Raw genomic sequence first — 20,589 nt, forward strand, 5'->3', positions numbered from 1 at the left:
CTATATATATCCAATTAATGTATAAGATACTTAGTCTATTTGATTAAAGCTGCGCTTCCAAGTCAACTATAGAATTTGTTCAACAACCTTTTCGCTAGACGGAAGTCTATTATTAGCCAAGTCAATCGTATATTTTTTCAAATCTTCATCACTAGACTCCCCATAATGCTCAACCAAATACTCTACAAACTGGTAATCAAACTCTACCGTCTTCCCTATAAAGATCTTAGGAAACACAGGCTTCTTATTCACTTCCTTATCACTCAGAAGCTCCTCATACATCTTCTCCCCAGGGCGAATCCCACTGAACTGAATCGGAATCTGCTCTTCCGTAAACCCGGAAAGATGAATCAAATTCTTCGCAAGATCAACGATCTTGACCGGCTCACCCATATCAAGCACAAACACCTCTCCACCACGGGCGAGCGCACCTGCTTGTAAAACTAACCTTGAGGCTTCTGGAATCGTCATAAAGTATCTCGTCATATCTGGATGAGTAACGGTTACAGGTCCCCCTGCAGCAATCTGTTTTTTGAATAGTGGAATGACACTACCACGACTACCAAGGACATTACCAAACCTGACCGCTACAAATTTTGTCTGGCTTTGTCGGCCAAGGTTCTGCACAACCATTTCTGCAATCCGTTTGGTGGAACCCATTACGTTAGGCGGGTTGACTGCTTTGTCTGTAGAAACGAGCACGAAAGCTTTGACTCCTGCATGGTGTGCAGCTTCAGCAACGTTTTTCGTTCCGATAATGTTGTTCTTCACCGCTTCTTTAGGGTTTGCTTCCATTAATGGGACGTGTTTATGAGCGGCTGCGTGGTATATGTAAGACGGTGTGTGATCTTGTACGACTTGGAATATACGCTCACGATCCTGAACGTCCGCAATGACGGTCACAAGTTCTGTTTCAATGTCGAATTGTTTTAGTTCCATATGGATGGTATAAATACTGTTTTCACCATGCCCGAGTAAAACAAGTCTCTTCGGACTGAATTTAACGAGTTGGCGGCAGATTTCTGAACCAATACTTCCACCGGCACCTGTGACCATGACGGTTCGTCCTTTAACTTCGGATTCTATAGAATCGATGTCGAGTTCTACAGGCTCACGTCCGAGCAGATCTTCAATCTGTACGTCACGGATTTGATTGACTGATACATTACCTAGTGCAATATCTTCAATCATCGGCAAAGTTTGGACATTTTTAACAGTTTTTTTTGACATTTGAATCAAATCTTTTATAACCTCTTGCTTAACAGATGGCATCGCCATGACGATATGATTCACTTTGTGTTTAACTGTTAATTGTTCAATATTTTTTGTACTGCCCAGGACGGGAAGTCCCGAGATGGTTAAATGGTGCAACGTAAAATCGTCATCTACAAATCCGATAAGGTCACCTTTAAATTCCTTGGAGTCCTTCATTTGTCGTGCAAGCATACGCCCGGCAGCTCCTGCACCTACAATGAGTGTGCGCTGTCGGCTAGGGTCATTGACTTTAATTTTTGCTTTTTTCAGTTTGGGCTTCAGTGTCATGCCATAATTTCTATAATACTGCCAGGCAAAACGCACGCCACCGATAAGTAAAATATGTAACATCCACGTGATCGTCAAAGCCCTTTCATAAACGTTTCCGAATACGATGGATTGAATCAGTACAGCAGTAATAATCGATAAGGTCACCACACCGAAAATGCCGATCAGTTCTTCTGTACTTGCGTAGCGCCACTTCTTCTTATACATACCCGTCAGACTGGAAAATAGATGGTGGCTTATGAGTAATGTAGCCGAAAGTACGATCATTACATTGTCAAAGACAGCAACGTAAGGATTCAAAAAAAAGTGGGACATATAAACAGAAAAGAAAACGATGATAGAATCAACGAAAACCAATAGAAACAACCTTTTTTTATATGCGTGGGTCACTTAGATCCCTCCTCTTTCTTTGATCAATCGCCTTATGTATTTCTTTTTCCAATAAATGAATTTTCCATTCTGGTGCCTGATACTTTATGTATCGAATGGTTTTAATTGCTGACTTCGGTAATTGTTTTTCTTCCTCCATTCATACATCTCCTTAAATACTACTTACGTTTTGTAACTTTTTTGTAACAATCCACATTGTACCAATATCTATGAATGCTTAAAAGGGAATAGTAATAGAATTTTGCAGATTTTTTATATTTTTTGTAAATAAATTATAGTAAAGCGCTTTCTTATGGTGGTGCTTATTAATTTATATAAAGAGGTAATCACATTTGCTTTTGACTACCTCTTTATTGCTTTTAAAACAATCCGAATATTTTCTTCTTTTTCACGTGCTGCGGGGGGTCTGCCTGCAAGGCTCTTCCAACCAGTACATCTTCCGCATTCTCTGATAAGAGGTAAACAAAATCGAGACCGAATGTACCTCTGATTTCACTGTAAGCTTCTGTCATACAGAAACCTCTTGAACCCGTATTGTGAGCATCACTAGCAATCAGATGCGCCAAGTTCGCTTCCAGCAGTTGTTCCGAAAACTTTTTGATTTTCTTCCCGAACTTTCCGCAGACACTAGCCGCTGTAAGCTGGACATAGGCTCCATGCTTAACAAACGAATATAAAAGGTCCGGGTTCTCCATGATGGCTTTGTTCCGCTCTGGATGAACAATGATCGGCGAGTACCCGGCTACCTGCAAATCAAAGAATAGTTGATTCGCATAACGGGGAACGCTGCCTGATGGAAATTCAACAAATACGTAATTACTATCCTGATTCAATGGTAAGACTTCTTCCTGTTGCAAGCCTTCAATCATCTCGCCATAGATTCTCGTTTCCTGGCCAGGCAGAACTTCAAGTTCAATGCCCCGCTCCTGAAACGTTCGATTCAATTCATTGACTTGGATGAGGATGTCGTTCCTATAGTTATCGTAAGCCCCATTTTTATGATGAGGGGTAGCAATGATGGCTCGAATGCCGTCAGCGACCGCGGCTTCAGCCATCTGGACGCTTTCTTCTATGGTTTGTGCCCCATCATCGACACCAGGCAAGATATGACTATGAATGTCTATCAAAAGACCCATCCCCTTTCTATTATTTTACAGACAAACTTTAAATACTAAGCTAGATTATAGCAATATCTGACACATTTTTAAACACTAGCTTACTAGTTTTTTAAAATTTTACAGTTTATTTTCATATTTGTAACAAATTTGATAATTATTTTAAATGTCAAAAAGAAGAGTCCGTAGACTCTTCTTTCTCTTATTGACCGTAATAATAATAGTAGTTGCTTGAAGATGTGACTTCCTGGTCGTTCAGCACGACGCCCAGCACATTGGCTTTCGCTTGGTCCAGCTTCTCTTTCGCTTTCGCAGCAGCTTCTTTTTCCGTCTGCTTGCTTCGCACCACAAGTAGGACACCATCGACGTAGTTGGATAGCACCTGTGAATCTGTCACAGCTAGAACCGGCGGGGTATCAAAAATGATCATGTCGTAATGTTGTTTCGCTTCGTTAATGAATTGCTCCATTTTATGAGAGCCCAGTAATTCGGAAGGGTTCGGTGGCACCGGACCACTCGTAATGACATCCAGGTAATCCACGTGGGTCGTGTTGACGAGGTCTTTCACCCGCTGTGTGCCGGCTAGGTAATTACTCAGACCCAGCATATTTTGAATACGGAACGTGTACTGAACTGTCGGTTTCCGCATGTCTGCATCGACCAGCAGCGTTCTTTTCTGTTGTTGAGCAAATACGGCAGCTGTATTCGCCGTTGTCATGGACTTACCCTCGGAAGGTCCGGCGGAAGTCACGAGCATGGTTTCTAACTCGTTGTCTACCGATGTGAATTGTAAGTTTGTACGGATTGTTCGATACTGTTCGGCAATTGGTGATTTGGGATTGTCTTCAGCAATCAAGTTTCTGGCTTTTGTATTCATGGTGTTCTTTTTCTTACGTACCAACGGATTCACCTCTGATTTCTGACACTTTCGCTCTTCCTCGTGCCGGACTCTTATTCGGGAGATCTTTCTCAGAAATGGTAGAGACAACGCCCAGAACTGGAAGGCCAAGGGTTTCTTCAATGTCTTCTTCTTGCTTGATCGTATTGTCCAAGTATTCCAATAGGAAGGCAAGACCAACACCGATCATTGTACCGACAACAAGTGCGATTGCAATATTAAGTGCAGTGTTCGGACTTACAGGTGCTGGATCAGGACCTAACTCAGCTTCTGTTAAGATATTAATGTTGTCGACACCATTCATCAGTTGGGGAACTTCCCCTTTGAATACATTGACAACGGTATTAGCAATGTCTACAGCGCGCTGTGGATTCGTATCGGTAGCTGTCACATTTACTACTTGCGATTCCTGCTCATTGCCTACTTGAATTTTGTTAGCCAGCTGTCCGGCTGTCATATTCAACCCTAATTCATCAGAGACTTCGGTCAAAATGCGCGGGCTCTTGATGATCACGTTATATGTATTGATCAATTCCACGTTTGTGCGGATATCGTTGATATCATAAGCGGCATTCTGCGACTGATCCTGGGACTGATTAACAATAAACTGAGAGGATGCTTCATAGGACGGGGTAAGAACAAAGAATGTAATAAGTGCACTAAGTGCAGCTGCCCCGACAGCTAGACTGATAATCATCCAGATTCGTTTCTTAAGGACCTCAAAAATTTCTTTCAAGGAAATCGTTTCTTCCATAGGTGTACCTCCATTTTTGTCGAAATTTACACAATAAGCACATTATAGCATAATGCTCTCTTTCGTTAAGGGGAAACATGACATTTTTTTCAATTGCTTTACAAAAAACAGTTCCATACTCCCCTTTTACAAACATCGGATAATCTTGGAATCTATGAATAGGATTAAGAATTTTTGATTCTAATGAACTACAAAAATAGGATTAACCAACAAGATTCAACAGAAAATTATGGATTACGACCCAAATCATTCTCGGGACGTTGTATAATGATGAATGATAATCAAGAGGAGAAAGGGATGTGGTCCATGAATAAAAAAGCGATCGCTATATTTGTACTTGCTTTAGCCATTATAGGAGCAGGGACGTTTTTTACAATGAAAGCCGTTGGAGCGAAAACACTGAACAGCTTATACTCGGAGGCGAAAGAAGCCTATGAAGCGAAAGACTACGAAAAAAGCATACCCCTCTATGAACAAGTGCTCCGTAAAGACGCTGGTCACACAGCAGCCATAACAGAATTGGCGCAATCCCATGCAGCGCTTGAGCAGACAGAACAAGCGATCAAAACCTTGCAGCAGGGAATCTATCAAAATCCAGAGGAATCTTCTCTCTACCTGTTCTTATCTGATCTTTTCTTAGAAATTGAAAATGTAGAAAATTCCTACGAAACGCTGGAAAAAGGAAAGTCCTATGCGAGGTCAGAAGGAATCAATGATGCTTTCCAGCAGCTGACGGACAAGATTTACTTACATATGGAAAGAAGCCGGGTACAAAAGGGATTCGATCAGGAATTGTCAATGGTGTGGGAAAACGAAGAAGGTGACCGTGTCCCTCTTCAAGCTGATTATGTTATAGAAGATGAGTCAGTAGGAACACTCTCAAAGTTAGAGGATTCTCCTGCCGTGTTATTTACTGGAGAACAGCTGGGAGAAACTTCGGTCGAAGTGGAGTGGAAAGCCATTGAAGAGAACATGACGATGGAGGTCGTCGACCAGCTTCTTTCTGAAGTGGAACTCACCCCCGGCGATCTGGAACCGCTCGTCATTGGAGAAACATTGAACCTTGAGGTGACGGGTAAGGATGCTTCAGGAGAGGACATGAGTTTTGATCCCGAATGGTATTCGAAAGAAGGGAATGTCTCCGTACAATTCACCGATGATCAAAAAGTAACTCTCGAAGCAGCTGAATCCGGCAAAGATATCTTGACACTTTCCTTTGAGGACTTCACTCAAGAATGGGAAATCATAGTCGAAGGTGATGGAGAGTCTTACGTTCAGACCCATGTCGAAGGAGAAGGCCGTATCGATGTATCTCCTGATAAAGAAGAATATGAGGAAGGCGAGGACATCCAATTAGAAGCGATTGGCGAAGAAGGCTGGGAGTTCGTCCGATGGGAAGGCGATCTTCAAGGAAGCGAGAACCCAGTTCAGCATACGATGGACGGGCACTTGAACGTAACTGCTGTCTTCGAGTCCGGTAGTCACGACCTCCGCCTGAGTATTTCTGGAGAAGGAGAAGTCTATCGAGATTCCCTTGCTACCTCTTTTGCTCATAACGAAACGATTTCTCTACGAGCACGACCAGAATCAGGCTGGACGTTTGAAGGCTGGGAAGGCGATGTTACGAGTTCACAACACGATATTGAACTGATGATGGATGAGGAAAAGTCGTTACGTGCGATTTTTGTTAAAGACGAAGAGGATGAAGAACCAACAGAAGAGGAAACGGAAGAGGAATCTCCTTCTGAAGCTGCCACCTATCTATTGAGCGTCCAGAAAAGCGGACAAGGCTCTGTTCAAAAAAATAAATCCGGAAGCCGCTTCGACGATGGAACCCTCGTCAACTTATCTGCCACGCCTGCGGATGGTTATACTTTTGCAGGATGGAAGGGTGATGTGAGTGGCTCTTCCAAGCACATTACCTTAAGGATGAATAGCAACTATTCGGTACGGGCGGTCTTCGAAAAAGAATCGTCTCCAGATCCTGAACCAGAACCTGAGCCGACTCCTGAACCAGATCCCGAGCCTGAACCCGAGCCAGATCCGGAAACATATTCTATAACGGTAGGAAAAACGGGAGAAGGAAGTTTACAAGTATCGAACAAGACGGTTCAAGCAGGTCAAACGATCACGGTGACCGCAGTTCCAGCGGAAGGTTGGACATTTGCACGTTGGGCGGGAGATGCTTCCGGAACGAGCCCCAGTATGTCCGTCACTATGAACCGCAATAAGTCTGTGACAGCCATTTTTGTAAAAGCATCTGAAGAATAAAGATGTTTTAAATACGTAAAAAATCGCAAGCCCTTTTGGGTTTGCGATTTTTCAATTTAGGCGTGCTCACCTTCCATGACCTGTTTTGAAGATGTTTCAGGAGCTTGATGTGTCACATAAGTACCCGCAATAAAATCGTGAATTGCCCGTTTATCCTCACGTAAACCGACCATAAACGCACTGACGATAAGCGCAATTCCTAAGGTAATAGCATAAACAAGTGCTCCGATGAGCTCCCGCAACAGCATCTGCTTGATCCCTACCTCTGAACCATCCTTCTTCACGATACGAACTCCGGCCGCTTTCTTCCCTACCGTATACCCGTACCATGCAATGGGAAGAACAATAAAATATACCGTACTCAGAGTATCCAAAGGATTGGATTGTCTTAAGAATTCTCCGTAAATGACGTAAGTAATCAGAGTAAAAATCACACCTAAAATAACGCCATCCAGTAACCGGGCAGCGAAGCGCGCCCAAAATCCTGCAGGTTGTTTGATGTCCATACTTCCATCTCCTTTCGTTGTTATGTACTATATACCACATTTTGGAATTTGTAGTCCTTTGGATGCGGTCACTTTATAATGCCCCATATGTATGAATGTTTTTTACCGTCCAAGCCAGACCTTCGAGTCACTGTTGGCTCCCGTTCTTTCCCAAGACACATATTCTTGCGCACGATCTTCAATCTCTTATATCGTCACTCTCCTTATGCGTGCTACTAAAAAGAGCGCAAGCCATTTTATAGGCTTGCGCTCATTCTTATCATTTTTAACCATTAATCCAATCTGTATGGAACGTACCTTCTTTATCAACACGCTGATACGTGTGCGCACCAAAGTAGTCACGCTGTGCTTGCAGCAGGTTTGCTGGAAGCTTCGCAGTACGGTAGCTGTCGTAATAAGCAAGGGCGCTTGAAAACGCAGGTACCGGTACGCCGTTTTGAATCGCAAGAGCGAGTGTTTCACGAAGCTCTTTTTGATAAGAAACCGCGATATCCTGGAAATAAGGATCGAGAAGCAGGTTCGTCAGGTTCTCGTCTTTATCGTAAGCGTCTTTGATCTTCTGCAGGAACTGGGCACGGATGATGCAGCCGCCACGGAAGTTCATGGCGATGTCGCCGTACTGAAGGTCCCAGCCTTTTTCTTCAGACTGTGCACGCATCTGCGCGAAGCCTTGCGCATAAGAACAGATTTTACTCATGTACAACGCTTTGCGAAGAGACTCGATCACTTCTTCTTTGTTTCCGTCAAAAGTAACTTCCGGACCAGTCAGGTATTGGCTCGCTTTCTCGCGTTCTTCTTTCATCGCAGAGATGAAGCGTGAGAATACAGATTCTGTGATGATTGGAAGGGGAACACCAAGATCAAGCGCACTCTTACTTGTCCATTTTCCTGTTCCTTTTTGACCGGCTGTATCAAGGATGACTTCAACAAGCGGCTTGCCTGTTTCTTCGTCTACTTTTGTGAAGATGTCGGCAGTGATCTCAATCAGGTAGCTGTCGAGTTCGCCTTCGTTCCACTCTTTGAAGACTTCGTGAAGCTCTTGTGCAGATAGGCCAAGAACATTTTTCATGATGAAGTAGGCTTCACAGATCAACTGCATGTCACCATACTCGATGCCGTTGTGTACCATTTTCACGTAGTGACCGGCACCGCCGCGGCCCATGTAGGCGGCACATGGTGTACCTTCAACGTTCGCTGCGATCGCATCAAAGATCGGCTTCACTTCTTCATAAGCTTCACTAGGTCCACCTGGCATGATGGAAGGTCCTTTACGGGCACCTTCTTCACCACCGGAGAATCCTGTACCGATGAAGTGAACACCTTTTTCTTCTAAGTAAGCTGCACGGCGTTCTGTATCTTCATAGTACGTGTTACCACCGTCGATCAGCATGTCGCCTTCTTCCAAGTGAGGGACAAGGCTTTCGATGACTTTATCTGTTGTGTCTCCTGCTTTGACCATCATCAGAATTTTGCGTGGTTTTTCAAGAGAAGCGACGAATTCTACAGCGCTGTAAGCACCTGAAATATTTCCTGTATTCTCATCATTTCCGACCAGTTCGTCTACACGGTCTGTCCAGTAATCATAAACAGACACGGTATACCCGTTATCCTGAATGTTCAGGGCAAGATTCGCCCCCATGACTCCTAAACCGATGACTCCAATATTCTGCTTATCCATGTTCCGATCAAATCCTTTCCATTCTATCTGTAAAAAGTTCTTACCACCATGTATAGCCGTCTTCGTTCAAGAGCTTCTCAGCTGCTTCCGGTCCTTCAGATCCTGCTTGATAGCCGTGAAGAGGAAGAGCGTCGTTTTCGAATGCTTCCAAAATCGGCTGAACCCACTTCCAGGATAGCTCCACCTCGCTCCAGTGAGCGAAATACGTGGAGTGCCCCTGCATGGCATCTTCCAAGAGGTTCTCATAAGCCTCTGGCTGGGCATCCAGGTTTTTAGAAAAGTTGATGTACGCCGGTTCGAACTTCTCATTCGAATCGTCTTTCAAGTTGATACGCAGTCCGACACTTTCGTTCGGATTGATTTCGATCATCAACAGGTTGGAAACTGCCCCTGCTGCATCTTCATCCGTTGCGACATCGTTCTTAAACTCGATGATGATGCGTGTCGATTTTTTCTCAAGACGCTTCCCTGTACGGATGTAAAAAGGAATGCCTTTCCAGTAATCATTGTCGATGTACAAACGAGCAGCGAAGTACGTGTCGTTGTTCGAGTTTTCCGCTACACCGTCTTCTTCTAAGTAACCCGGAATCGGTTCCGCGTCCATTTCACCCGCTTCATACTGCCCACGCACGACATGTTTGGAAATTTCATCTTCCTCCACAGGGCGCAGCGATTCCATGATCGCTTTTTTCTTTTCTTCAATCTGTTTCGGCGTCAGTTTTTCCGGGTGGTGAAGGGCGGTCATCATTACGAGCTGCAGCAAGTGATTCTGTACCATATCACGAATGGCTCCAGCTTTATCATAATAACCCGCTCTCGTTCCAACCCCGACGGTCTCACTCGCTGTAATTTGAACGTTCGCAATCTGTTCGTGATTCCACAGGGCCTTCAAAATAGGGTTCGGGCGAATCAACGATTCAAGGTTCTGCACCATCGGTTTTCCAAGGTAGTGGTCGATACGGAAAATCTCATCTTCCTGGAACACTTTCGTCAGCTCTGCATTCAAATGACGCGCTGAGTGCAAGTCACTTCCGAATGGCTTTTCAACGATCAGACGCTTCCAGCCGCTCGTGTCCGTGATTCCATTTTCGTGAAGAGAGGCCGCGATCGGCTCAATCAACTTCGGTGCAACCGAAAGATAGAACAGACGATTTTCCGGAATGGAAAGCTCGCTTTCTCTTTCTTCAATAAAGGCTTTCAATCCTTGATACGATTCATCCTTCATCGCATCAAAAATGAAGTAACGGAAAGAAGCAAGGAACTCTTCCAGGTTCGATTCGTCTACATCTCTTCGTGAGAAAGATTCCAGAGACTCTTTAATGATGTTGTGGAAATCTTCCTGCGTATACTGTCTGCGTCCAAGGCCTACAACGGAAAGGGAATTCGGCATTTTCCCTTCGATATATAAATTATAGAGAGCGGGATAGATTTTACGTTTCGCCAAATCGCCGCTTGCTCCGAATAAAACAAAGGTCATGTCGTCCATCATTTCTGCGGTATCGATTCCATGACTTTTCGTGTTGAGTTGGTCCATGATTCGTGTTACCTCCTGTACTTTTGCGCTTTTATTAGTATAAAGCATGAGTACCAAATATGTAAGTGAACAGGCTTACGCCAGGAACACTATTTTATTGTTTACCTCATCCATGACATTTATGAAACATGTCTAATATGTATGGTTCGCCATGAAAATTATTTTACTGAAAATTCGGCTGTTTTTAAAGAGGCAACAGGAGGCACATAGTCCGCATCAGGCTTAATTTCAGTGATGTGAGAAACGTGACGCTTTGTATGTCGGCTATACTCTTAGTGTGAGCGTTTTCACTCTTATTTGCAATAGATTGAAAAAAAATTTCATAAAATATTTGATTTATAAGTCCGGTTTCACTCTGAATGAGGGAGTGTTTTTCCTCTACTATGAGAGGCTATCGTCTTGTGCTTTACGATAAAAAGAAAAAAGCCGAACACTCCTTTTCAGGAAGCATTCGACTCTTCTTCTGTTTGGTCCGCTTGCGAATTTTTTCGATTACGAATGATTGGAACAACGAACGATAGAATACTTACGATGTAAAGTCCGATGGATACCGGATCGGAGATGAGAATCATCATATCTCCACCGGCAGCTGTCAATGACTGTCTTAGTGACTGCTCCATCATGCCACCGAGAATGAAAGCTAAGATGAACGGAGCTGCCGGAAAGCTGAATAGTCTCATTAGATAACCAACAAAACCAAAGATCAGCAATAAGTATAAATCGAACGTACTGAAGCTGATGGCATAAACGCCGATCAAACTGAAGATGGCAACTAGCGAGATCAGCATCGGGCGTGCGATCTTCAATATTTTTGCGATGTATGGAATAAGTGGTAAATTCAGAATCAATAAAAAGATATTTCCGATATACATACTCGCGATGATCCCCCAGAAGACTTCCGGACGATCGGCCATCAGGAGTGGCCCGGGTTGAATTCCGAGAACAAGGAAAGCCCCTAACATGACGGCTGTCGTTCCGGAACCTGGTATACCAAGGCTGAGTAATGGAACGAAGGCACCACTAGTCGCTGCATTGTTGGCCGTTTCTGGAGCCGATAATCCTTTGATGGATCCTTTTCCGAATTCTTTTGGATTCTTGGCGATTTTCTTTTCTGAAATATAACCGATGAATGAAGCAATTGTCGCCCCAGCACCTGGTAGAACACCAAGAATGAAACCGAGGAATGACTGTCTGCTCATCGGGCCACGCATTTCTTTAAAATCCTCTTTACTGAGCTTCAAGCTTCCGATGTCACCCTGGTTTTGGAGCGATTGATCTTTTCTTTTTTTAACGAGAAAACAAATTTCAGCAAGAGCAAAGAGGCCGAGAGCGATGACTAGAAAATCTATACCTTCCAATAAGTTCGGATTGTTGAACGTAAAACGGCTCGTTCCCGTCTGCCCGTCGATCCCTATGGTAGCCACTATAAAACCGACGGTAGCTGTAATCAATGCTTTAATCGTTGAGCCATCCGATAGACTCGCAATGGCCGTCAAACCCAGGAACATGAGAGCAAAGTATTGAGGTGGACCGAATGAAACGGCGACGGCAGATAAGGCGGGAGCGAATAACATGAGCAAGACGACGGAAACCGTTCCTCCGACAAAGGATGATATAGCCGCTATCGCCAATGCTTTACCGGCTTCTCCCCGCTGAGCCATCGGATAGCCGTCAAAGGAAGTGGCAACTGTTCCGGATATCCCTGGTGCGTTTAAGAGAATCGAAGACGTCGATCCACCGAATACCGCTCCGTAATAGACACCCGCCATCATCACTAAAGCGACAGAGGGATCCATCCCATATGTGATCGGGATCATGATCGCAATTGCACTAATCGGACCAAGACCCGGCATCATTCCAATGAGCGTACCTGCAACGACACCGATCAGAACGAACAAAATCCCCTGCCAGCTGAACGCGACCTGAACTCCCTGCATTAATCCTTCCATTGCACCCATGGTGACTCACCTCCTTTTAAAATGGTAAAACTCCTTGTGGGAGACGGATTTGTAATAAGTAATTGAACGAAAGGTACATAATCAGTGGAAATAGAACCGCAACGAGGATGGTTGTGACGAGTTTTCTATACCCCAGGAACCAGGAACAGGCAAAAATAAACAGCATGGAACTCAAAACAAAACCGAGGAGTTCCAGTAAGAAGATGTAAAGAAAAATCATCCCACCGACCGCGAGTAGAACCAGCATTTCTTTTTTCGGTACCTGACGTTTTTCCTTTTCTTCTTCGGTTTCCGAAGATTTATCGAAAAATAAAAAGACGGCTAAAATGATTAATAAATAGCCAAGGATCTTTGGAACAAAATCTGAATCGACCGGGACGTATGGATATTCCTTTAAGTTATAGGTCAAATAGAGATAACCAGCAGCGAACAAAATCAAAAAGATACTCACTTTTTGGTTCAACGTTTTCAGCAAAATCATCACCTTCGATCTAATAGAAAAGGGCCTGCATACAGACCCTCTCTATCTATTATTGATTCAACCCAAGCTCTTCCATCAAGCTTCCCAGTTGGTCCCTTTGTTCATCAAGGAACTGACTGTACTCTTCACTATCCATATACATTTCATCCCAGCCATAATTGGTCCGAATCTCAGCAAAGGCTTCTGAATCACTGACTTCTTTCAGTTTTTCCTCATAATAAGCGACTTGTCCTTCGGTCATATCTCCAGGTCCGAAGAATCCTCTCCAGTTCACGAATGTCGCATCAATGCCCTGCTCTTTCGCTGTCGGGAAGTCTCCCAGGACCTCACCTTCCAAGCGTTCTTCTGCTGTAATTCCGAGGACACGGACCTTACCTGCTTTCACTTGTTCGACAGTTTCAGCGATTCCCGTAGAATAGACATCTGCACTTCCGTTCAGGATCTGGGTCATCCCTCCGCCATCCTGGGCAGAAACGTATTTGATTTTCTGAATATCGACACCCGCTTCTTTAGCGATGGTCACGAACTGCATGTGATCCATGGAACCAGGAGAAGACGTTCCAACGACCGTAACGCTGGAAGGATCTTTTTTCATATCTTCAAATAATTCGTTCAAATCCTGCCACTTCGCATCATCTGCGACAGCGAAGGCTGCATAGTCCGCAATCATGTTGGAAAGTGGAGTAAAGTCTTCGTGAGACAGATCCGACTGTCCGTTCAATGGTACGAAAATCAATGGTGGTGAAGAAACGAAAATGTTGTGCGGGTTGTTCGTACTGTTGATGTAGGACCAACCGACAGCTCCACCGCCCCCTTCTTTGTTGACGACACCGACGTTCTGTTCCGTGATCTCTTCTTCCTCAAGGATTTTTCCGACTGAGCGAGCGGTCGTATCCCAGCCACCGCCGGCACCAGCTGGAGCGACAATCTCAATATTTTTATCTGGCGTCCATTCTCCATCGCCGCCATCCCCGCTCGTTTCTGAAGAGTCGCCGCCACAAGCAGCTAAGAACAAAACAATCAATAAACTACCTATCATCCATAAATGCTTTTTCATAAGTATGAATCCCCTCTCTTCTTGCTATTTGATGATAGTTTATAAGATAAAACCTGAAATGTAACCGTTTTCAAAATAATCAAAATTAAAAGCATAAAATCAATTAACCAAATAAAATTCACGAGAGTTACTATGGATGAAAAAGTAAGAAACTGTAAGACCTGGTCACCCAATTCTTGGGTGACCAGGTCTTACAGTTTCTAACAATCCTCTGACTTTCATTCTTCTGTTTCTTTCCTCTGTTCAAACCAAAAAAAGACTCGTCATACCGACGAGTCTTCTCAGTGGTCTATCCTTTATAGTATTTTCTCTGAGGGCGGCCGACTTTTCCGTAGTTCATCTCTGCCTTGCCTTTTCCTATGCTGATCAAGTACTCCAAGTACCTGCGAGCAGTCGTTTTTGAAGCTCCCATCTGCCCGCTTGCCTGTTCTGCCGTCAATCCATGCTCCCCTGCACCCGAAAGCATCTGTTCTACCTTCTCAAGCGTCAGTGGATCGATTCCTTTAGGTACCGATAGAGAAGCAGTGGGAGCCGCTTCATTGGAGGGTTTGATCAACTGATCGACAGCTGCTTGGTCAAAGGTTTCAATCTGGGCCATCTGTTTTTTTCGTTCCTGATAGTTTTCAATCGTTTCCTGGAAACGCTCCATCGTAATCGGTTTGATGATATAGTCGAACACGCCATACTTCAGCGCCTTTTCCACGACTTCTTTTTCTCTCGCCGCCGTAATCATGATGACATCCGTTTGTGGCGCAATCGAACGAATGTCATGCAGAAGATCGACACCGAGTTGATCTGGCATATAGACATCCAACAGAAGAAGGTCCGGCTGTTGTTCCTCAAGCATCCTTAAAGTTTCTTCGCCATTCAAAGCCTTCCCGACAACTTCGACCCCATCCACCACTCGTAGAAATTGTGCATGCAGTTCTGCCACCCTGAAATCATCTTCACTGACCATGATTTTCATCCGGTCCACCTCCTGTGTATTTCGGTAAAAAGATCGAGAACACAGCCCCATCTTCGTCGCTATTGTCCACTTCCATCGTTCCAGAGAGACCCTCGACAATCTCCCTCACATTGTGAAGACCGTATCCCCGGTGATCTCCTTCTTTCGTAGAGAAACCTCGCACGAATAAAGATTTGTACACGTCTTCAGGAATGCCCGGTCCGTTATCTGATACTTCGAAAACGATGTCATGTCCCACATCCGTCACAAAAAACTCGACTCTTTTTTCCTTTTGGCCACTCACCGCTTCGAAAGCATTATCAATCATGTTGCCTAACATCGTGATTAATTCCGTCCTTGTGATATGTCCGGGAACCCTTTGCAGTTCTGAATCTTCCTGAATGATGAAGTCCACTTTCTGCTCAGAAGCCGTACTCATTTTCCCTGTCAAAATGGCCTGGACCGTTTCATCTTGAATCCGGTCGAAAATCAAAACTTGATGCTTTTGGGACATCTGGAAATCTTCTTCAATCATTCCCATTGCTTCTTCCTGTTTCCCTAACTGCAAAAGCCCGAGCAGCACATACATTTTGTTGGCGTGCTCATGGGTCTGGGAGCGCAGACTTTCCGAATGACTTTTTACTTCGGATAACGTCTGGACCATGTTCCTCACTTCTGTCTTATCACGAAAACTGGAAACGACCCCGGCGACCTCTCCTTCATGGATAATCGGCGTTCGATTAACGATTACGACCTTATCCAGCAGAATCATCTCTTCATCTCTGATGGCTTTTCCTGTCTCTAACACCTTAAGCATTTCTGTGTTAGGAAAGACATCCGTAATGAACTGCCCCTCAGCTCCGCCGGATAAGTTTAACAACTCAATAGCGGACTGGTTGATCATCGTCACCCGGCCTTCGGCATCAATAGATATGATCCCTTCTTTAATAGAAGAAAGAATGGCTTCACGCGTTTGATAAAAGGAGGTAATTTCATAAGGTTCCAGCCCAAGTGTATCTTTCCTTATACTCCGCGCCAATAAAAGGCTTCCGACAGCCCCGACCACTAATACAAGAACGGCAACACCAAAAACGTTCTCAAGCTTATTCCATACGATTGAGCGGACGTCCTCTAACAAGAAACCTACCGAAACGATGCCGATAATATCCCCGTTCTCCCCAATGATCGGCGCTTTTCCTCTTAACGAAGGACCAAGTGTCCCCTCTGCTTTCGATATGTAATATTCGCCGTTCTTCAGGGCCTGCTCATTGTCACCACCGACCATCCGCCGGCCTATTTTCCACTCATCGGGATGGGCATACCGGATGCTGTCCTTATTTCCGATCACGACAAATTCAGCCCCGGACTCTTCCTGCACACTCAAAGCAATCGGCTGAATGACTTCAGACGGGTTCTCTGTGTCAAACGCTTCCTTGATGGAAGGCATAAATGAGACCGTACTCGCGACTTGAAGGGCGAGCTGCCCCATTTGGTCTTCCACATCCTTCTTTTCCATATAAGCAAAAACGCCAGCCAATAGCCCGATGACCAGAACGAGCAATGATAAAATCAGCACCATGATTTTTGTACGCAGGGAAACTTTCACCATCATCTCCACCTATGAAAACGTTATCTCTATTTATCGTAACATAGGAGAATACACTTCGGATGATCGAAGTCTGAATTTTATATAAATGGCATGATATGACTTTTGCCGATGTAGAAACGACATCCAGGTGCCTGGGTATGTTTTTAATCTTAGTGAAAAATCCACTCACAATGGGACATCCCTTCATCTTCTCTATTTAAACAGAACATAATTAATGACGATATATGAGGTAAAGCAAAAAAGGATGAGTCCATGTTTTCTAAACTATTTTCGAGAAAAAAAGTCGATAAGAAAAAGACCTCTTCTAAACCTCACACTTCCAGTACCGGATCTTCTAAAGATAGGGATGCTAAGAGTATGAGAAAAGGGGAGATTGGAGAATACAAGATCAGTATTCAATTGGACCAAATGCCTAAAGAGTACAAACATCTAAATGATTTACTTATTAAAAATCCGAAATCAAAATCTGGCTACTCTCAAATTGATCATGTACTTATTACGGAGTATGGCATTTTCGTCATTGAAACAAAAAACTATCAAGGTACCGTTTATGGAGGTAAAGATAGAAAGACATGGTCTGTGAATGGTAAATTCAAAATGTTGAATCCCTTCATCCAGAACTATGGACATCTACAAGCGCTTACCAGAATCATTGGAAAAGATTATGAGCATTGTATGATATCAGTCGTATCCTTCACGAAAAGGTGCACGTTTAAGATTGGTACTGATTTACGTGATATTAAAAGTAACCAGCTCATCGTTTATGATATCGAATTAAGTGAATTCATTAATCGTAAAGTCCACGTACAAAAGCTTTTACATCATCAACCTCTCCTGTCAGTCGAGGAAGTCAGCCGTATCTATACAGACATAAAAAACCAGCATATTGCTGATTCTGATGCTCTTAAGCACCATGTCGATGTTTTAAAAGAACAAACAAAACCCGGAGCCTCATGCGTTGTCTGTAATCAGGAAGTGTCAGAAAAAGTAAAAACGTTTTGCTTATCTAATAAAAAGTTCAATGGAAAAGTATATTGCTATCAGCATCAAAAATAACAAAAAGAGTCCTCAGCGAATATTCCTCGCTTCGGACTCTTTTTTAATTACTGGCCCCTTCGCTCCGCCCCCTTTCCCCATCCATAAATAAAGATATCCTCATTGTCATAAATGGAAGGATGCTAAATGTAGAAGATTTTTCTCATAAGAAAACACCTTCACAATTGTCAGTACAACTGTAAAGGTGTTCCCTTGACTATTATTGTCTGATGTCATTACACGAGCTATCTTACATTTACTTTTCATAAAGGGTAACAATGCGCTCAAGAAGAACATTGCTATCATTCTCTTTCGCTGCCGCTTCCCCTTTTTCAATCAATGCCTCTCGTAAACCCGGTTCCGTGAGAACACGCTGAATTCCATCTCTTAATGAATCGGTGTCCTTTGGTTGAACAAGGACGCCTCTTCCGTCACTAAGCAGATAGGACAAACCACCAACGTCTGATCCCACGACGGGTGTATGGCAGGACATCGCCTCAAGAGCGACGAGTCCGAAGCCTTCAATATGAGAAGGAAGGACGAAAACGTCAGCCGCTGCTACCCATTTAGCCAGCTGTTCTTGATCTTTCGTCCCGTGGAAATGCACAGCTTCCTTATACTCGGGCTGAATGGACTGCTTCAACTCATGTAGGAAGCTTTCGTCTTTCACACTGCCAATGAAATGAAGCTCGGCATTCTCTACATTCAAGTCCTGGAATGCTTGTAAGAGTTCCTGAAGACCTTTGGCTTTAATATGGTTGCCAACGAAAAGAATGTGCTTCTTTTCTGTGGAGAGCTGCAACTCTTTTTTCGCTTCATCGGCATTTCGCGGTTGGAAGACACTACGGTCGACTCCCATATTGATGACCGACACTTTTTCTTCCGGAATACCGAATTCACCCGTGACTTCAGATTTCAATGCTTCTCCGACCACAATCACAGCGTCTGCTTCATGAAGGATTTTTTCTGTCGCTTTCCGGATCAGCCCGCCCTTTTTCGCCATTTGGTCCAAGTCGCCACCGTGGGAAGTGACGATCAGCTTGGTTCCGAACAACTTTTTGAACAAGAGAGCTGGAAGACCACTAGGAAAAATATAATGCGCATGAACGACGTCATATTGCTTTCCTTTCGTAAGGAGAGCGAACAGGATCTTCACAAACCATAAACCGTATTTTCTTAAAAGGTTCAGCTTGCCTGAACGGTTGTCTTTATTCACAGCGGTATCGATGTGAAGGCCTTTCTGTCTTAGAGCCTCGACCTGGTTCTTCACGAAAATGCCGTAGGTCGGTGTTCTCCGGCTTGGATACATGTTACTGATGACCAGCACGCGTTTACTCATCTTCCTCCCCCTTACATGTCGTGTTCATGCTCGGATCTCATGTTCAAAAGATAACCCAGCATAGCGAAGTAGAAGATCGTAAAGGAATCGCCTTCCCAGATGTTGTACACCATTCCGGCTGCATACGCTCCGATGAGGACGGCAAGTAGGAATGGAGAAAGCAGCGTATCATTTTTGCGTTTCCAAATCAGATACAGCATGTTCAATAGGAAGATCGCGAACAGAATGACACCTACGATTCCCGTTTGAGTGATGACCTGGATATATTGGTTGTCGGAATAAAACTCTCTGTCGATTCCGTAGTCATCATAGATCGGGGAGCCAAAGCTTAACGTCGCCCCATCACCGAACGTGGCGAATCCGGTTCCGATAATCGGGTGATCAAGGAAGATTTCAAATCCTTTGCTTACAATCCATAACCTTCCGGACTGGCTGCTTTGTTCACGTGTTTCTTTATCAAACGTCGATCCCATCCGATCACGGAAACTACCTTCACTATCATCATACTGTGACTGACGTTCTTTGCTTTCCTGGCCAAAGTTCGTATCTTCGACCATCGCTGTGCCGACACTTACGGGAACGGCAACCAGCAGGATCCCTGCTACAAGTGCGAGAATCATTGGTTTCAGGAAGTACCATGTCCTTGTTGCCAGCAAATAGATGAGCAAAGCGACACCGAAAGCAATCCACGTGCCTCGTGAATAGGTGAGAGACCAAACACCGAACATGAGCGCAATACACACATAAAGGAAGGTGCGCCATTTGCCTGTGAAGATCTTACGGAAATAGAGAATAAGTACGACGGCAAAACTCAAGTAATAAGAAAGAACATTCGGGTTTCCGATCATGCCGTAGATACGGATTCTATTTTTCGAAGAAAGCGGCATATTCTCCCAGCTCTCGGGCAGCAGCCAGCTTCTCAAGGAAAGCTTCTCAATGATTCCGTGAATACTGATCATAACTGCGACAATCAAGGTCGTGAAGATGAACTTACGAATATCTTCCCTTGTGATGTGCAGTCTTCTTACAATATAGAAAACAAGATAGAATAAAAGAATTCCACGAATTTGGAAAATGATTGCGATTGGGGATACGCCTGTGATCAAAGCAGAGACGGCTCCAACTCCGCAAAATGCGAAAAAGGCATATTCAAACCAGTAAAAGTCGAACAGCTTCTTCCAGTCTTTCCGGTACATAATTAAAATCCGGAATAATAGAGCGAAAATAATGATGTCGCCGATTCCTTTCAATGTCGGGTTGAATTCCAATAAGAAAGGACGAATCGGGAAATACATGAATAAAATGATCAATGAATTCTTCGGCTTAAAGATTGCGTAGGCGGCAAAAGCCAGCATAATCACTAGATCGAGAATCGTCACATCCACATACGCGCCTCCGAGAAGGAGCAAGAGCGTCAATGGAACGAAATAAAGTTTTTTAACATCAATTGGCATGCTGTGCACCTCTTTTCTATGT

The 20,589-nt window shown here is 44.1% G+C and carries 17 protein-coding genes; 2 read left to right on the forward strand and 15 right to left on the reverse strand.

Translation table 11 applies throughout. The features are described from left to right. Window positions 1-66 precede the first annotated feature (66 nt). The 5 genes from J0K78_RS12340 to J0K78_RS12360 form a co-directional block, all read right to left on the reverse strand. Complete coding sequence (locus J0K78_RS12340; protein ID WP_370551119.1) at window positions 67-1,932, reverse strand: polysaccharide biosynthesis protein; 1,866 nt, start codon at window positions 1,930-1,932, stop codon at window positions 67-69. Next, window positions 1,916-2,071 (reverse strand): hypothetical protein, encoded by a 156-nt coding sequence (locus tag J0K78_RS12345; RefSeq protein ID WP_206947360.1) that lies wholly within the window; start codon window positions 2,069-2,071, stop codon window positions 1,916-1,918. The genes J0K78_RS12340 and J0K78_RS12345 overlap by 17 nt, the downstream gene beginning before the upstream one ends. 220 nt (window positions 2,072-2,291) lie before the next feature. Continuing rightward, window positions 2,292-3,059, reverse strand: coding sequence for a tyrosine-protein phosphatase (locus J0K78_RS12350; RefSeq protein WP_206947361.1), 768 nt, complete (start codon window positions 3,057-3,059; stop codon window positions 2,292-2,294). A gap of 190 nt (window positions 3,060-3,249) precedes the next feature. Further along, a complete protein-coding gene (locus J0K78_RS12355; RefSeq protein ID WP_305037806.1) occupies window positions 3,250-3,948 on the reverse strand; it encodes a CpsD/CapB family tyrosine-protein kinase in 699 nt (232 codons plus the stop codon). After that, window positions 3,938-4,699, reverse strand: a complete 762-nt coding sequence (locus J0K78_RS12360) for a YveK family protein (RefSeq protein WP_206947362.1) — start codon at window positions 4,697-4,699, stop codon at window positions 3,938-3,940. The genes J0K78_RS12355 and J0K78_RS12360 overlap by 11 nt, the downstream gene beginning before the upstream one ends. Before the next feature lie 267 nt (window positions 4,700-4,966). On the opposite strand from J0K78_RS12360, the gene J0K78_RS12365 reads away from it, so the two are divergent. Next, a complete protein-coding gene (locus J0K78_RS12365) occupies window positions 4,967-6,970 on the forward strand; it encodes an InlB B-repeat-containing protein (protein ID WP_206947363.1) in 2,004 nt (667 codons plus the stop codon). A 56-nt stretch (window positions 6,971-7,026) separates the two neighbouring features. Here J0K78_RS12365 and J0K78_RS12370 read toward each other — a convergent pair whose 3' ends face one another. From J0K78_RS12370 to J0K78_RS12405, 8 genes are all read right to left on the reverse strand, one after another. Next, entirely contained in the window at window positions 7,027-7,476 is a 450-nt protein-coding gene (locus J0K78_RS12370) for an RDD family protein (RefSeq protein WP_206947364.1), read from the reverse strand. Between the two features lie 265 nt (window positions 7,477-7,741). Continuing rightward, window positions 7,742-9,154: an NADP-dependent phosphogluconate dehydrogenase gene (gene gndA / locus J0K78_RS12375; protein ID WP_206947365.1), complete on the reverse strand. Its 1,413-nt coding sequence runs from the start codon at window positions 9,152-9,154 to the stop codon at window positions 7,742-7,744. A 40-nt stretch (window positions 9,155-9,194) separates the two neighbouring features. After that, complete coding sequence (gene zwf, locus J0K78_RS12380) at window positions 9,195-10,640, reverse strand: glucose-6-phosphate dehydrogenase (RefSeq protein ID WP_206947447.1); 1,446 nt, start codon at window positions 10,638-10,640, stop codon at window positions 9,195-9,197. A gap of 488 nt (window positions 10,641-11,128) precedes the next feature. Then, window positions 11,129-12,646 (reverse strand): tripartite tricarboxylate transporter permease, encoded by a 1,518-nt coding sequence (locus tag J0K78_RS12385; protein WP_206947366.1) that lies wholly within the window; start codon window positions 12,644-12,646, stop codon window positions 11,129-11,131. Window positions 12,647-12,662: 16 nt separating this feature from the next. Beyond that, window positions 12,663-13,127 carry a tripartite tricarboxylate transporter TctB family protein gene (locus J0K78_RS12390; protein ID WP_370551120.1) on the reverse strand — a complete coding sequence of 155 codons (465 nt, stop codon included), beginning with the start codon at window positions 13,125-13,127 and terminating at the stop codon, window positions 12,663-12,665. 49 nt (window positions 13,128-13,176) lie between these two features. After that, on the reverse strand, window positions 13,177-14,184 hold the full coding sequence (locus tag J0K78_RS12395) for a tripartite tricarboxylate transporter substrate binding protein (protein WP_206947368.1): 1,008 nt from the start codon (window positions 14,182-14,184) through the stop codon (window positions 13,177-13,179). A gap of 289 nt (window positions 14,185-14,473) precedes the next feature. Then, entirely contained in the window at window positions 14,474-15,151 is a 678-nt protein-coding gene (locus J0K78_RS12400; RefSeq protein WP_206947369.1) for a response regulator, read from the reverse strand. Beyond that, the gene (locus J0K78_RS12405; protein WP_206947370.1) at window positions 15,132-16,739 is read right to left on the reverse strand and encodes an ATP-binding protein; all 1,608 of its coding nucleotides are present in this window, start codon (window positions 16,737-16,739) and stop codon (window positions 15,132-15,134) included. The genes J0K78_RS12400 and J0K78_RS12405 overlap by 20 nt, the downstream gene beginning before the upstream one ends. Before the next feature lie 357 nt (window positions 16,740-17,096). Between J0K78_RS12405 and J0K78_RS12410 the strand changes: the two genes are divergently transcribed. Continuing rightward, window positions 17,097-17,795 (forward strand): nuclease-related domain-containing protein, encoded by a 699-nt coding sequence (locus J0K78_RS12410; RefSeq protein WP_242517858.1) that lies wholly within the window; start codon window positions 17,097-17,099, stop codon window positions 17,793-17,795. A 235-nt stretch (window positions 17,796-18,030) separates the two neighbouring features. Here the strand turns inward: J0K78_RS12410 and J0K78_RS12415 are convergent, their stop codons facing one another. Beyond that, complete coding sequence (locus J0K78_RS12415; RefSeq protein WP_206947372.1) at window positions 18,031-19,113, reverse strand: glycosyltransferase; 1,083 nt, start codon at window positions 19,111-19,113, stop codon at window positions 18,031-18,033. Window positions 19,114-19,124: 11 nt separating this feature from the next. Further along, on the reverse strand, window positions 19,125-20,567 hold the full coding sequence (locus J0K78_RS12420) for an O-antigen ligase family protein (protein ID WP_206947373.1): 1,443 nt from the start codon (window positions 20,565-20,567) through the stop codon (window positions 19,125-19,127). Window positions 20,568-20,589: the final 22 nt, after the last annotated feature.

Origin of the sequence: Halobacillus sp. GSS1 (assembly GCF_017307035.1) — a bacterium.
Lineage (GTDB): Bacteria > Bacillota > Bacilli > Bacillales > Halobacillaceae > Halobacillus > Halobacillus litoralis.

Coding starts and splice junctions, on each gene's coding strand:
- J0K78_RS12345 (WP_206947360.1), bottom strand. CDS start 2,071: ATGGAGGAAGAAAAACAATTACCGAAGTCAGCAATTAAAACCATTCGA.
- J0K78_RS12360 (WP_206947362.1), bottom strand. CDS start 4,699: ATGGAAGAAACGATTTCCTTGAAAGAAATTTTTGAGGTCCTTAAGAAA.
- J0K78_RS12365 (WP_206947363.1), top strand. CDS start 4,967: ATGATGAATGATAATCAAGAGGAGAAAGGGATGTGGTCCATGAATAAA.
- J0K78_RS12370 (WP_206947364.1), bottom strand. CDS start 7,476: ATGGACATCAAACAACCTGCAGGATTTTGGGCGCGCTTCGCTGCCCGG.
- gndA (WP_206947365.1), bottom strand. CDS start 9,154: ATGGATAAGCAGAATATTGGAGTCATCGGTTTAGGAGTCATGGGGGCG.
- zwf (WP_206947447.1), bottom strand. CDS start 10,640: ATGGACGACATGACCTTTGTTTTATTCGGAGCAAGCGGCGATTTGGCG.
- J0K78_RS12385 (WP_206947366.1), bottom strand. CDS start 12,646: ATGGGTGCAATGGAAGGATTAATGCAGGGAGTTCAGGTCGCGTTCAGC.
- J0K78_RS12390 (WP_370551120.1), bottom strand. CDS start 13,127: ATGATTTTGCTGAAAACGTTGAACCAAAAAGTGAGTATCTTTTTGATT.
- J0K78_RS12395 (WP_206947368.1), bottom strand. CDS start 14,184: ATGAAAAAGCATTTATGGATGATAGGTAGTTTATTGATTGTTTTGTTC.
- J0K78_RS12400 (WP_206947369.1), bottom strand. CDS start 15,151: ATGAAAATCATGGTCAGTGAAGATGATTTCAGGGTGGCAGAACTGCAT.
- J0K78_RS12405 (WP_206947370.1), bottom strand. CDS start 16,739: ATGGTGAAAGTTTCCCTGCGTACAAAAATCATGGTGCTGATTTTATCA.
- J0K78_RS12410 (WP_242517858.1), top strand. CDS start 17,097: ATGAGAAAAGGGGAGATTGGAGAATACAAGATCAGTATTCAATTGGAC.
- J0K78_RS12415 (WP_206947372.1), bottom strand. CDS start 19,113: ATGAGTAAACGCGTGCTGGTCATCAGTAACATGTATCCAAGCCGGAGA.
- J0K78_RS12420 (WP_206947373.1), bottom strand. CDS start 20,567: ATGCCAATTGATGTTAAAAAACTTTATTTCGTTCCATTGACGCTCTTG.